The sequence below is a fragment of the Aeoliella mucimassa genome (assembly GCF_007748035.1).
GTDB classification, from domain to species: domain Bacteria; phylum Planctomycetota; class Planctomycetia; order Pirellulales; family Lacipirellulaceae; genus Aeoliella; species Aeoliella mucimassa.
Genome location: NZ_CP036278.1, coordinates 6,144,300 through 6,156,488 on the forward strand (window position 1 = coordinate 6,144,300; position 12,189 = coordinate 6,156,488).

General features: G+C 55.8%; 9 protein-coding genes. 4 read left to right on the top strand and 5 right to left on the bottom strand.

Annotation, left to right across the window (positions count from 1 at the left end):
• Window positions 1-6: 6 nt before the first annotated feature.
• From Pan181_RS24160 to Pan181_RS24170, 3 genes are read right to left on the bottom strand one after another with little or no spacing between them, the layout of a single operon-like run.
• Window positions 7-1,404 (bottom strand): DUF1501 domain-containing protein, encoded by a 1,398-nt coding sequence (locus Pan181_RS24160; protein ID WP_231943690.1) that lies wholly within the window; start codon window positions 1,402-1,404, stop codon window positions 7-9.
• A gap of 26 nt (window positions 1,405-1,430) precedes the next feature.
• Window positions 1,431-3,005, bottom strand: a complete 1,575-nt coding sequence (locus Pan181_RS24165; protein WP_145251299.1) for a DUF1553 domain-containing protein — start codon at window positions 3,003-3,005, stop codon at window positions 1,431-1,433.
• 35 nt (window positions 3,006-3,040) lie between these two features.
• Window positions 3,041-4,174, bottom strand: a complete 1,134-nt coding sequence (locus tag Pan181_RS24170; RefSeq protein ID WP_145251301.1) for a RidA family protein — start codon at window positions 4,172-4,174, stop codon at window positions 3,041-3,043.
• 1,166 nt (window positions 4,175-5,340) lie between these two features.
• Here Pan181_RS24170 and Pan181_RS24175 point away from each other — a divergent pair.
• The 4 genes from Pan181_RS24175 (at window position 5,341) to Pan181_RS24190 (ending at window position 8,388) form a co-directional block, all read left to right on the top strand.
• Window positions 5,341-5,871 (top strand): hypothetical protein, encoded by a 531-nt coding sequence (locus tag Pan181_RS24175; RefSeq protein WP_145251303.1) that lies wholly within the window; start codon window positions 5,341-5,343, stop codon window positions 5,869-5,871.
• Between the two features lie 122 nt (window positions 5,872-5,993).
• The gene (locus tag Pan181_RS24180; RefSeq protein WP_145251305.1) at window positions 5,994-6,779 is read left to right on the top strand and encodes a DUF6386 family protein; all 786 of its coding nucleotides are present in this window, start codon (window positions 5,994-5,996) and stop codon (window positions 6,777-6,779) included.
• Between the two features lie 100 nt (window positions 6,780-6,879).
• Window positions 6,880-7,389: a tetratricopeptide repeat protein gene (locus tag Pan181_RS24185; protein ID WP_145251307.1), complete on the top strand. Its 510-nt coding sequence runs from the start codon at window positions 6,880-6,882 to the stop codon at window positions 7,387-7,389.
• Window positions 7,390-7,482: 93 nt separating this feature from the next.
• A complete protein-coding gene (locus Pan181_RS24190) occupies window positions 7,483-8,388 on the top strand; it encodes a hypothetical protein (protein WP_145251309.1) in 906 nt (301 codons plus the stop codon).
• Window positions 8,389-9,471: 1,083 nt separating this feature from the next.
• Here the strand turns inward: Pan181_RS24190 and Pan181_RS24195 are convergent.
• Together Pan181_RS24195 and Pan181_RS24200 are read right to left on the bottom strand one after the other, a co-directional pair.
• Entirely contained in the window at window positions 9,472-10,503 is a 1,032-nt protein-coding gene (locus Pan181_RS24195; protein WP_145251311.1) for a glycosyltransferase family 9 protein, read from the bottom strand.
• A 143-nt stretch (window positions 10,504-10,646) separates the two neighbouring features.
• Window positions 10,647-12,032 (bottom strand): hypothetical protein, encoded by a 1,386-nt coding sequence (locus Pan181_RS24200; protein ID WP_145251313.1) that lies wholly within the window; start codon window positions 12,030-12,032, stop codon window positions 10,647-10,649.
• Window positions 12,033-12,189 lie beyond the last annotated feature (157 nt).

The following is a 12,189-nucleotide window of genomic DNA, read 5'->3' on the forward strand; positions in this document are numbered from 1 at the left end:
ACTCACTTAAGTGATTTCGTTCAATCGACCACCGATTTCGTATCCGTCGTCGACGGTCGGCGTGGCCAACACGGTTTTGCCTTGCGGATGAGGCAGCGGTGCCTGCGGATCGATGCCGAGCTGTTGGTACATGGTCGAGATGAAGTCCCACTGATACACCGGGCGGTCCTTCACGAATTCCCCCTTCGCGTCGCTCGAGCCCAGCACTTGGCCACCGCGAAAACCGCCGCCAGCCACGAGGGTGGAAAACACATGCCCGTAGTGTTGGCGGCCGCCGTTCCAGGGAGCTTCCCACGACACTTGCGGCTTACGGCCAAACTCCCCGCCACACCAGACGATGGTGCTCTCCAGTAGTCCTCGGTCGGCCAGGTCTTGCAGCAGCGACGAGAGCCCCGCGTCGAGTTCCGGCAGCTTGCGGCGCATGATCTGAAAATGCTCTTTGTGGGTGTCCCAACCTTTGTAATTGATCGTGATGTACGGCACGCCGGCTTCAACCAGCCGACGAGCTACTAGGCACGACTGCCCAAAGGTATTGCGCCCGTAGCGTTGACGAACTTCTTCGGGCTCCTGATTCGGATCGAACACCTTGCCGGCGTCGCCCACGATGAGTTCGTAGGCCTGGTTCTCGCACTCGTTCAACGCTTGAAGTTGGGGATGGCCTGGCATTGCCGCGTTGAGCATGTCGAGCCGATGAAGCAGCTCCCTGCGCTGATGTTGCTGCTCCTCGGTCACTCCCGGCGACGCTACCCCCTCGACCAGGAACTGCGGCGCACCCGGGTTGCCACCGGTGGCAAATGGTTTGTATGTGCCGCCCAAAAATCCTGCTTCGGAGAAGCGGCCTTGCGGCTCGGTGAGCACCACGTACGGCGGTATCAGGCCTTTGTAGCCCGCGTTGTACCCCTTGAAGAGCGAGACCACCGCCCCCACGCACGGAAACACATCGCGCCCGCCCGGCTTGCGACCAGTTTGCACGATGTACGACGCGGTTTCGTGAGCAAACACTCCGTGGGTCATGCTGCGAATCAGCGAGTACTTATCGGCCTGCTGCGCCAGCTTTGGCAATAGCTGGTGGATGCGCATGCCAGAGACGTTGGTCTCGATCGCCCCAGTGAAGGGCCCGGTGTAGTCCTGCCCAGCTTCCGGCTTAGGATCGAAAGTATCGAGGTGGCATGGACCACCCCACATCCAGATCTGGATGACCGACTTCGCCTTGCCTGATGTATTGGGCGCGGGGGCCGCCTGGAGCGGACTGCGTGCGAGCCAGTCCGATAACAAGCAGCCCCCAGCGCCGTAGAGTCCCCCCTTGAGTACCGCCCTCCGCGACAAAGGCATATCGAATACGCCCATCATCGCCTGGCCAGCGCTCGCATCGTTCGCTGCGCTAGCGTTGTTCGGTCGTTTCATCGTGGCACTCTCCGATTCGAAAGCGATTAATGGCGGTACAAGAACTCCGAGCTGTTCATCAGCGCCCACACTAAATCGAACGCAGCCCGGCGTTTGCCAATCGACCCCTTGGCGTACTGCTCGACCACGGCCAGCTCGACATCGGTCGGGTAGCGAGACAAGACCGTCAGGTAGATCTCGGCAGCTCCCTGGACCGGATTCTTCTGGAACTTGGCAATCAAGGTCTTCATCGACTCGCTGCGTTCGATCTTGCGGCGAATATGGCTCGAGTTCAGCATATGCAATCGCTGCGCTGAGGTCGGTTGATTGTTTCGCTCGTTGGCCATCCCCGTGTCGCGCGGTGGCCGACCAAACATCTCTAGAAAGCTGCTGGTGATGCTGCCGTCGGGCAATTCGATCGAGCGTTGCTGCTCGGGAATAAACGTGAACGGCTCGGGAATCGCGCTAGAGTACGACTCAGTCGAGTCGGTGATGCCGCAAATGGCGTCGATCAGTACCTCGGCTTCCAATCGCCGCAGCGGGTAACAAGCAAACTGCGTGTCGGCCTGCTGCGAATCGCTGCGCGGCACCGGACTCTGCTGGTAGGTTTGCGACGAGACAATAAACCGAATGAGTTCGCGGCAATCGTATTTCGACGCGATCAGCTTCTTTTCCAGTGTGTTGAGCAATTCGGGACAACTGGCCGGATTGTCGGAGCGGAAGTCGTCGGGCTCGTGGACGATGCCGCGCCCGAACAGCCAGAACCAGATACGATTGGCAGCACAGCGAGCGAACGAAGCATTCTCTCGGCAAATCAACCAATCGGCGAACACCTCACGAGGATCGACCTGACCATCAAGCGACGCGGGTGTGCCATCGGGAAACACTGCTTTGGCCAGGTTTCCGTTGGCTTGCTCGTCGACCGCCTTTACCGAATCGAAGTAAACGACCTCTTCCTTCCACTCACGGGTGCCCTTGAATCCAACGCACGAAAAGAACACCGCCAGGCCATCGAGTCGCTCGGCCGGCCAGCGATCGACCCGCTCGCCCATGAAGGTGAGGGCCACGGTGCTGGCGATGTCGCGCGGCGTATTGCTTTGCATCGCCCGGTAGAAGTTCACCGGCCCTACGCGAAAATTACTGCCGCTCGAAGTGAGCAGTTCCCGCACCATGTGATCGTACGGTTTGTTCTCGCGAACACTCTCCCGAATCCACCGATCGTACGCCTGAGCGGCATTGGGCCAGAGATTGATCGGAAACTCAGCCTTCACCCGTAACAAGTCGCACCACTTCATGCCCCAGTACTGCACGAACTCCTCTCGGGAGAGCAGCTGGTTAACCAAGGCGATTCGTTTATTCGCTTTGTTCCAATTCAAAAACTGCCGGGCCTCGTCGGCGGTGGGCAAGGTACCGATCAGATCGAGAAACGCCCGCCGCAAAAAAACCGCGTCGGAGCAGGGGGGAGCGGCAGCAAGCTTCAGCCGGTTCAGACGGCGACGCACCGCCTGATCAATGTCGTTGGCGGTTGTCGTTGGTCCCGAAGTTTCGAACAGCGAGGCAGCCGCTGCTGGAGCGATGCCCACAGACGATTCCGACGCATGGCTGGAAGATTCTGGATTCATGACATCCGATTCGGTCGTGCTCCGAGTACCTGCGATCAGGAACCGGTGGATCTTTCGTAGACAGGGCTTGCGGTCACCTCCACTTCAAACAGCAACTCGGGACGACAAACGTCGCCGATCATCGTCAGATGTGGCCAAGGCAAATCGAAACAGCGCGTGCGGAACATCTGCTCCACCTCGGGCGACTTGCAATACACCAAGGCGGTAAGCACCTGATCGTCGCGGCAATTACCCTGACGTAACAGCGCCCGAATGTGCTCGATGGTGTCGTCGATCTGAGCCTTCATTTGGCCAACGTGCTCGGTTACCCCCGCGCGATCGATGGCCGCGGTGCCCGACACGAATAGCGTAGGTCCCGCCGGCATCGGAGCGATGGCCGCTCGGCTGAAGGCCGACCCGTACTCGAAGGCCGACTCTTGGTCGCCACCGGCTTCGAGCAACTCGATTTGGTCCTCCGCGCCCGGCATCGCAATCGCGTCGAGCGTGCAGGCTGCCCCGTTGGCACCATACATGCCGATGCCAGTGCTGGCCGGCAGGTGCACGCTGCCATGTTGCGGATCGATGAGTCCCTCGTTCTGGAAAAACCGGTTCCGCGTGCTGTTTAATCCATCGTACCAGTCGCAAATATCGCGCAACCACAACCAGGTGCGCGCCACGGAACGCATCGACGCGCCCGCTTGCCGCAAGAAACATCCCGTGCAGTAAAACATGCGCTTGGCCTGCTCAACTTCGCACTGCGAAACGTCGGAGTGCATGCCATTTATATAGACCCAAGTCGAGCCATTGTTTTGCAGGCGTCGCCCTGCGACACCGCCTGCTCCTTGAGTGCATCGCAAGGGAACCGGTTTCTGTGGCCCCACCACCGCATGCAATTGCGCGCCCGCGAACTGGCCATACGCCCCCGGTTCCACGGCAATATACGTGGGCTGAATTCCATCGTCGACATCGATGAACGTATCGCGGCGAAAGCGGCGGATCACCTCCATCGCCTCTGGCGTGGCAAAGTACCGCTCGCACAGCATGTACGCATCGGCCGTTTGTAGTGCATCCCGAATCGCGATCATTGCATCGACCGCTTGTTGCACCAAACGCTGCCGCGGATTCGGAGAAACAGTGAGATACAACTCGGTCAGCTTTTCACCGACCACACGTCTGGTTTCAACTTGCATGAGGAAAAGATCGCCTGCGGGTACGAAGAGAGGCAGATCCCGGCAACTCCATCCAGACCTTCGGCTTCGCGTAACCACACTACAAGCCGAATAACGGCGCAATCGAACTGCCAGAAGCGAACGCTACTATTATTCTATCAGGCAATTCCGCATCATCAATTTACGAATGTGTGATTTGTTGCAGTGAGCGTATCCGCACGATACTTGGTCGACCAGCGAACAGCCCTCAAGACCGGATCCCAGTGTTTCGCGCATAGATTCCATCAGGACACTCAAGTCCACTACCCGCTGTGACTCAACGCGGGCGGGCGAAACGGTTTCGTAAACGACTCAGTGTTCACTCGCAAGTGACCACCATTAGTGTTCTCGTGGACAGGTGCTGTTGTGGTCCGTTGTTCGTTGTCCGTTGCCGGAGGGTAGAGGCCGATGCACCGTAAACTGCTTGGATGTTTCACGCCGATGCTTCCAAGATTGACTTGTAAGCATCATATTCGCCGCGAGCCAAGATTCCCCGTTCCCATTGCTCATTGAGCTTCTCCATGCGTTCTCTCTTCGTGGTAAGCCTTCGCAGTGAAGGCGGAAGGTCTTCCAGAGATTCGCACTTAGGAAAGTATAATTTCATGCGTGTATCGCTATCAGGTTCGTTGAGTAGCCCGCCGCAATTGCACTGAGTCTCAGAGGCAGGGGCACACTCCTCGCAGAGCAGGCTGCCACATCTATCACATATCCGCCAGTTTCTTGCAAATTCATCTCCCTCTGCTGCAGGGTTCCCACCAGGGATGAGAGAGAGCGAAATCAAACTCGAACAGTTGGAGCAACCGAACACTGGCATTTGAGTGAACCTCCAAGTAATTCAGATTTTAACTGTGAAGTGTAATCAAGATTTCAATTCTACCCAAACATGCCAACCTTGTTGGCTACATTCTATTCAAAGGGGACACCGTGCTCCGTTTAAGCTAGCTCAAGAACGCGTAGGTTTCATCGCCCCAAGCGGTTCAGCGGGTTGCCACAAGCCTGCTAGCGCGATTGGGTGTTTCCCACCTCGAGGCGTCGTAGCACCGAGAATCTGCTATAGTCCGGGTTCATCTTATCCACAAAAAATGTGGATAAGCCGTGCTTACACACATTTTTCGTGTCGAATAACAAGTTACCCGCCAAGCACACTCATGAACGAAAAGACTCGACTTGAACGCCAACAGCGATACCTATCGATCTGTCGTGAACGCGGTTGGCTCGGCGAAGACGACGAAGAACTCTGGCCCAACGACGATGACGCGCGCATCGAAATGGCGCGTGGATTGTTCGGCCTTACTCTTGTTTCTGATACGGACAACTTGTTCGCCGACTTCCGCGATCAAATCGGGGCGACGGACTGCAATGCTGGTTCCGATGTCGGTGCCGCCAGCGAACTACTCCGATCACTCAATGACGATCAGAAGACCGCCATTCTCACGCTGCTCGACGACTTCTTGGATACGGCTGTTCACATTGGGATGTTACGCTTGGACCGCTTCGATCACGGATTTATCAAACTTCAGGTAGTTCAATCCGATCCCGAAGAGTGCGAACCAATACCCGATTCTGAAATCGACATAATTTCGGACGATCACAACGAGCTGTTCCAAGACGCACTACAATGGAAGGAAGATTACAGTCGAGGTACACAGATCGGTCGTCGTGAACCGTATCGCGATTGATGCCCAACCGGGCGGATAACAAGAGCGTGAACCGGAGTGGCGATTTACGCCGAATTTGAAATCAACGTCAACCGTCGCCACCCGGTTACGCTAAACGTTATGTGCCCAAAACGCCGCTCGCTATGGATCGAACGTTCAAATTCTTTACGGACACAGCCACGCTAGCCATGTTCGATCCGCAACAGCTTGAACACCGTGTCGACGATGACGTCGATTGGTGGTGCTTGGACTTTGCCCAACTCGACGAAATCCAATCCGGCAAGATCGCGCTCGTTTCACTTGGCGGCGACGGCGTATATCAAACGCGAATCACCGACGATGACCTCAACCCGGACGAACGTGATTACGCTGCCGAACTGGTGGCGAACCTCGGCATCAACGTAACGTCCGGCAAGCTTTTCATTGGTCCGGGCGAATGCTTACCCGGCGGTCAATCACGATTTGATGATTCCGATACGCAACGTGGGGCGCTTTGCGAGATCAACAATGGAATTTATCGCGTTGATGTCTATGCGATTCACTGGTTTGACTCACCCCGCTGGTGGACTGACGACCATACTCCGCCCGCCGATGCGCCCGCCGATTATGTGGTCGTTCTTCGCCCACGCACGGATCCCATGCCCGCGTTAGATTCTGAACCAAGATTCAATGGTGTGCCCGATGGCTTCTTGTTCGATTCCTCAACTCGCCAGGTTGGACCGCAACCCGGAATGATTCTCACTACGGAGGTGCGCAAAGGTCCAGACGGTCTCACCCTCAAGGATTGTGGTCCGTGTTATTATCGTGCGTCGTTGGTAGACTATTGTCGCGTCGCGTGGAAGGATACAATTCGCTTCAAGGTGATCGACATCGATCCCGACGCGAAGGCAATGACTGGCGAATACATCGAAACCGTAAACGGCACATAACCATGCGGTGAACGGGAGCCGCCGACGACACAGGTTTTGCATACTTAAATTCTGGGCGGCACCCCGTTACCGCCGTCGTTCCCCGACTGGATCGATCGTGATGGAATCATCTGTCACTGCTGAGAAAGCCCGCCAAGCAATCACGTTGTTTCGGAATGCAGTAAACCAGATTCGATTGCTGCAACGTTCGGCGATTCCTCGTTGGTCTGATGGCTTGACCACTTGGTTTTCCAACGAGCGCCCGCCGGACGATAGCGAGGAGACTCCGTTCTACAACGACGCGGAGCTGGAACGCTATCGTGAGGCACGCGGCTGGCTAAAACGGTCAATCGAGCTGAACCCGTACTTTCCCGACGCTTACTTGCTACTTGGCAATGCCTTTGCTGAGATTGATGGCGATTTCGATACAATGCTCGCGTACTACAACAACGCATTAGCACTGGATCCTGACAACGATGAATTCCACAACGCTAGGATGGCGCACTATCTGACGACCGGCAGGCTTAATCTGGCCTTGGACGATCTTTTGCACTTGGAACGACTCCAATCTGGCTACGCGGAATCGATGCGTAAACACTATGAAAATGCTGTAGAATGCGGGAAACAATGACATGCACCGAAGGACGCGAGCCGAGCGGTTTGGCACTGGTGGAGTCTTTCGCGCGTCCTCGGTGATGTCCGACGTTAGCCCAAGAAATCACACATGAACTGGATGCCCATCAGCGGAAGAATGTCCGTGGAAGACGGAGTTCTCACCTTCCAAGGCTCCGAGCAGGAGCATCAGGGACAAATTCTCGCCGCGACCGGAAACTTCATTTGCGACCAGTCTTTCTCAGGCGGGCAAATTTCTGCTGACGTCACCTTCCCAGAAGTTGACGCTAAGAGCGCTTGCGACATCATTTTCTATTACGACAAGTCGATCCAACAGACGTTTAACGCTGGTATCTCAAACGAGCTTCTCTACGGGATTCGCTCATTCCGATCAAAATGGGATCACTACGCCGTTGGAGGCGATGTCGAAGCCCTTGAGGCCGGTCGCGAATACCACTTGGACGTCGACGTAAAGGGATCTCAAGTGACGCTCTCGATTGATGGGGTTGAAGTGATCGCTGCCGAGATACCAGTTTACCTACCGCAGTCACAGGTTGGAATCTTCTGCATGGGTTACCACGACATAAAGGTTCGGAATTTCACGGTCACGACTGAACCTCCGCGTGCGTTTGTAGTGATGCAGTTCTCGTCGCCCTATAACGAAGTTTACTCCGAGGTCATCCAACGCGTGTGTGAAGAGGAGGGTATTTCGGTCCTAAGAATCGACGAGCAGAGTGGCCCTGGCTTAATCATCGCCGATATCAGTAGAGCTATTCGGGAGTCGCGGTTGATCATCGCTGACATCTCGCCTCAGAACCCGAATGTGTTTTACGAGGTTGGTTACGCGCATGCTCTAAACAAGCCGACAATCCTCATGGCTGAGAAAGGCACGACGTTGCCATTTGATGTTTCAGCTTTTCGGACCCTGTTCTACGACAATTCGATTAGCGGAAAATCCAAATTAGAGGACGGACTGCGCAAGCACATCCGAGCCAGCCTTACCGAACGAAAGGGCTAACAAGACGCTGGACACCAAGACCTGCCCCGCTCCGTGGCGAAAACGCTGTGACCACTCAAAACTTTAACTCAGAATCCACGCTCGCTCCCAGGTCAGGTCTGGGGCAGCTTCGTCGTTAGACCCCTAGGTTTCATCGACCGAAGCAGTTTCGCCTTGCCGAGATTATCGCAGTTCACTCCCCCCCCCCCGGCGGCGACCCCCTTTGCGAGGGATGTTTCCCTTTCACCGAATACTTGAGGGGGGGGCAGGTGTTGAGGCCGGCTGGCTCTCGGTGGTGCTCTTGTCCTCTGCGGGCTCGGCGACTCTGCGTGAGAATTCTTGCGGTCGCTCTAGGTCCACCTCGCTAGCCATCGCCTCCGGCTGCGGGCTAAACGATTTTTCTGAATGCTCCAGTTTTCGCTGGGAATTGGCCACCTGTGGTGTTCTAATGGACAGGTGATTGCTGGCTGTCGGCTATCAGCTTTCGGCTGTTGGCTCTTAGTGATAGGAGGTGAATGAGATGTGATGCTTGTTTGAATGGCAGACTGTTAGTGACGCGCAGGCGAATGTTCGGCTGCGTGGGCGTTTGCTGCTGCGCGGGTGTCAAAGCTGTAGGCTCTAAGCTGTAAGCTAGATCTTTCAGTCGCTGGAAGCTCCTTCAAGATGACATTTCTACATCCAACTCCCAACGTCCAACTCCCAACTCAAAATAGTTTCCCACCCATGGGAATCTATTTTGGGCACATTCACCGGAGGTGTTGATGCAACTCATTGCTAACAAACGACTTGCGATTGATTCCCACTGCGAAAATAGATTCCCACTCGATGCGTTATTGGAAATGGGAATCTATTCGGACGCGAAAACCACTGGTTTTGCAGAGTGCCTGCCGATTCAATTTTCCCATAGGTGGGTAAATTGGGAATCTATTTGCCCAGCAGTGGGAATCTATTCGAGGGCGGTGGGAAACTATCCCGCCGGGGGTGGGAAGATGGGTCCCCTCCCGCTGCGAGGAGCTGGTGGAACTGGGCGGACTGCAGAGCAGCAGGATAGGAGAGATCCAATGCGATGCCGAGGCCCGACCAGTGCAGATTCGAGGGTTACCTTCATCCAGCCAGAGCAGCACGGCTGCGTGCCAGCAACTGGTCGCACGCTTTGCAGACTCGCTCGACGGTGATCGCTTGCATCGCGGTGTTATTCGCCGCGCGACGCTGACGAGCGGTTCCACCTTGGTAGTACTGCTGCAGGCGAATGTTGCTTCGTCCGTAGGCACCACACCAATCGGCTTGGCTTGTGCCGTGTAGGCTGATCGTGGGAGTGCCGACCGCGACCGCCAGGTGCATCGGACCGGTATCGGATCCGAGGAACAAGTTCGCGCGACGGGTGATCGCGGCCAACTCGGGCATCGTCGTGGCTGGAGCCAGCACGGCTGCTCCTTGGCTCGTGTCGACGATCTGCTCGGCTAGCTTTCGCTCTTCCTGGCCGCACCATACTGCCAGGCTGCGGACTCCCTGCTGATGGAGATGTCGGGCGACCTGTCCGTATCGTTCGGCAGGCCACAGTTTCGAAGGCCAACCAGCGCCAGGGTTCAGAACCGCGAAGGGGGTATGAAGATTGAGATCAGCGAGAGTTTTTTTGGCGTACTCGGTTAATAGCGACGACTCAGGCAGCTTGAACTCCACCTTGGGCGACTCAATGCCGAGCGGCTTTAGGATGCCGAGATAATGATCCACCACATGCGAGGCTTGCACATCCGTGAGACAGTTGTTGAACCACTTGCTGAACTCGCGCCCGTTGGCACCGGCTACGCCGAGTCGTTTGGGAGCCCCAGTGAGCCAGGCAATGATCGAGCTTTTCGTCAGGCACTGCAGGTCGACGGTGATATCGAACTTACTCTCTCGCAGCTGTTTTCTCGTCTCGTGGAGCGAGCGTGCAGAACGCCACCAATGGCGGGGCAAGCGAATTACGTGATCGAGATCGGGATGCCCCTCGACCAGTTCGGCCGCGCGCCCTTCCACAGCCCAAGCGAGGAAGCTATCAGGAAACTGCCGACGCAAGGCCGAAGCGACAGGCAGACCATGAATCACGTCGCCCATCGCAGTGAGGCGAACAATCAGAATGCGAGGGGGTTGAGCCATGGTGACACCATCCTTGGTGAGCGTGCGACACAAGTGCGCACATCGTCTACGTTCGTCCGTCAGTCCTACGGACAGAGGGAGCAAAATGTACTCGCCTGAAAGCACCGCGCACAGTGCAATACCGGAGAGTGCTAGCACTAAGACTAGGGGCCCGATCTTGGCTGCGGTTTCAGGTAGTCGAGCGGGAAATTCTTTACTTGGTCCGTACGAGGATAGATGTAATCGGAGCCAAAGAACATGCGCGCCATGATGGCTAGGAAAACCATCGCAATCGCGGACGAAATGATCGGAATCGACATGATATCGATGCTACCACGAGCCATGCCCACGATGTTCGCAGAGCTGGAAGCCAGGAAACCTAGCAGGAATGGATTGTCGGGTTGGCGCACCAACCACTCGTCCAGGTAGCGGAACGACAGGCCAAAAAACACCGCATAGAGAGCAATGACCCACATACCACCATCGTGGAAACCTTGAGCCGCGGGAGATACGCCCCAATTCACGTTACCAAGACCATGCATGCCTTCCTTCTTCGCGACTTCTTGAGGAAGGGTGAAGCCAATCGCCTTGGGTTTATCCTCCCAAAAAGTTCGCGGAATGGGGTTCACCAGCACGAAGTAAGGGGCTGCAAACAATTTACCCTCGTACTTGGCACTAGGCCCAACGAAGTTGTGCACGGTAAACAGAGTCACTTCCACCGAGTCTTGTGCGGTCAATGCCAGGTCGGCGGAGCTAAACGTGAAGCTCTGTGTCGCAATCAAGCGAATCGTTTCCAGAGCACGTCCCAGGCCTCTTGCATCCGAATCTCGGTGCCGCACGGCCTCGAGACCATTGTTGAAGCCAAACATCACGATACCGACGACAAGCAAGACCGGAAGCACAAGCTTTGGCTTCTTATAACGTAGCCAAGTCCAGTACACGACCACCGGCAAGGCGAACAGGAGCGATAGCGCAATACGTCGACCACCACCGAACGCCAGCGACATAATGAACGCCGGAGTAATCGTGAGAACGACAAGTAGCAGGGTGAGCGGGTTAAATGCATCACGACGAAATGCCATGATCGCAAGAATCACCGCGAAGGGTCCCAATCGCACAAAAATCAAGAACGATAACTGCGAGATAACAGGAATCGGAATTTGGAGCAGCGCGATACCGCTCAATACAATCGAGATTACCGCCAGTACGAAGTACGACACGAACGAGGGAGAGCACCAAGTTCGAAATAGCCGCCCGGCCATCTTTCTAGGCCACGAGACAAAGTTGTAGACCACCAGAAATACAGCGTAGAACACCCCATAACCGATATAGGTCCACGTATAGTCGGCAGCTTCGTAATGAAGGTAGTGCCCTCGGTTGCTCCAGGCATAAGCCGACAGTCCGGTGAAGATAAACGAACCAAACAGAAACAGATTGTAGCTGGTGAGCAGATCCGCTTTCCCACGCAGATAGGGAATCACGATGAGCAATGCCATCGCAACCATGAATACGAGGCCCAGAATGCCTAGCGTTTCGTCTTGAGGATTCATTGCTCTGCTATTGCGATTACAGTTACTCAGCGGGTGTTACATACATGGAATGCCGAGCAATTGGAGGACGCTATACCTGCCCATTTCCAGGCAGTTCGAGGCATTCAAGCTATTTTACCGCCAGCTAAGTGACGAACAACGAAAATGGGCACTTGTC

Coding starts and splice junctions, on each gene's coding strand:
- Pan181_RS24200 (WP_145251313.1), bottom strand. CDS start 12,032: ATGAATCCTCAAGACGAAACGCTAGGCATTCTGGGCCTCGTATTCATG.
- Pan181_RS24195 (WP_145251311.1), bottom strand. CDS start 10,503: ATGGCTCAACCCCCTCGCATTCTGATTGTTCGCCTCACTGCGATGGGC.
- Pan181_RS24180 (WP_145251305.1), top strand. CDS start 5,994: ATGGATCGAACGTTCAAATTCTTTACGGACACAGCCACGCTAGCCATG.
- Pan181_RS24175 (WP_145251303.1), top strand. CDS start 5,341: ATGAACGAAAAGACTCGACTTGAACGCCAACAGCGATACCTATCGATC.
- Pan181_RS24185 (WP_145251307.1), top strand. CDS start 6,880: ATGGAATCATCTGTCACTGCTGAGAAAGCCCGCCAAGCAATCACGTTG.
- Pan181_RS24165 (WP_145251299.1), bottom strand. CDS start 3,005: ATGAATCCAGAATCTTCCAGCCATGCGTCGGAATCGTCTGTGGGCATC.
- Pan181_RS24170 (WP_145251301.1), bottom strand. CDS start 4,174: ATGCAAGTTGAAACCAGACGTGTGGTCGGTGAAAAGCTGACCGAGTTG.
- Pan181_RS24190 (WP_145251309.1), top strand. CDS start 7,483: ATGAACTGGATGCCCATCAGCGGAAGAATGTCCGTGGAAGACGGAGTT.
- Pan181_RS24160 (WP_231943690.1), bottom strand. CDS start 1,404: ATGAAACGACCGAACAACGCTAGCGCAGCGAACGATGCGAGCGCTGGC.